The sequence below is a fragment of the Streptomyces atratus genome (genome assembly GCF_040655115.1).
Classification (GTDB): domain Bacteria; phylum Actinomycetota; class Actinomycetes; order Streptomycetales; family Streptomycetaceae; genus Streptomyces; species Streptomyces atratus_D.
In genome coordinates, this window is the sequence record NZ_JBFAJH010000147.1 from 1 (window position 1) to 1,294 (window position 1,294).

1 pseudogene is annotated in these 1,294 nt (G+C 62.0%); it reads left to right on the forward strand.

The annotated features are described in order from the left end of the window. Positions 1 to 92: 92 nt before the first annotated feature. Positions 93 to 1,196, forward strand: a pseudogene (locus tag AB0I23_RS41505) (RHS repeat domain-containing protein); the annotation flags it as partial. Positions 1,197 to 1,294: the final 98 nt, after the last annotated feature.

Below are 1,294 nucleotides of genomic sequence, written 5' to 3' on the forward strand. Positions count from 1 at the left end.
TACCTCACCCCACTCGAAACCCGAGCCAGACTGCAGCACGACTTCACCCCCGCAGCGTAAGCAACCGCTGTCCAAGATCAGGGGGGAACTTCAAGAACGGCAACACGCAGACGTACACGTATGAGGAACGCAAGTCCAACAACAAGCCGACCAAGTTCCTCACCTACATCACCGACCCGGCCGGCCGGCAGTCGCTCACCGTCGACTACTACAAGAAGGGCGACGCTTCCTACGAGTACATCAATGACTCGGGCGCGAAGGTCACGGGCTCGAACCTGACCAACTCCAAGATCTACGACCACGTGAAGTCCATGACGGACATCTCGGGCCGGAAGATCTCCTTCTACTACACCACCAAGGGCCTGCTGGGTCAGTTCACCGATGGTGACGGCTCCACCAGCGGTGCGCCGAAGGTCTTCACGTTCACCTACGACGCCACGCAGGGCAACAAGAACGTCAAGCTGGTCACGGCCACCGACCCGCGCAGCAAGGGTACGAAGCTGGACTACTTTGCGCCGCAAACCGGCGACGACCCGAAGTACCACTGGTGGACCAAGACCATTACCGACCGTCTGCAGGGTGCCACCGGCTTCACCTACGCGGTGAACGCCGGGAACACCAAGTTCACCGACACCAAGGTGACGGATGCCGAGTCGCACGCCATGGACTATGTGACGGACGACTTCGGCCGCCCGGTCCAGACGACCAACGCCAAGGCACAGACCACGAAGGTGTCGTGGGACGCGGACAACAACGTTACGTACATCGAGGAGGACAACGGCGCCAAAACCGCGTACTGCTACGACCAGAAGACGGGTTACCAGCTCTGGCAGCGTGACGCGGAGAACAACAAGGGCGGCGTCCCGCCGGCATTGGACTGTGCCCCGGGTACATACCCCGCGAACGCGGTGACGTACGAGTACCTGACCCGTGTGGACGGATACTCCGCCGACCTGTACCGCAAGACGACCGCAGAGGGCCGCACTTGGCAGTTCGGGTACGACTCGTTCGGCAACCTGAGGTTGGTCACGGACCCCAAGGGCGTCGCGACGACCGGCACGGCCGGTGACTACACGACGTCGTACGAGTACGACTCCCATGGTCAGCTGACCAAGGCGACCGACGCCAACGGCCATGCCACTGTCAACAGCGAATTCGGTCCGGCCGGTTACCCCGCGACGGTCACGGACGCGCTCAACATGAAGTTCCCCCCTGATCTTGGACAGCGGTTGCTTACGCTGCGGGGGTGAAGTCGTGCTGCAGTCTGGCTCGGGTTTCGAGTGGGGTGAGGTAC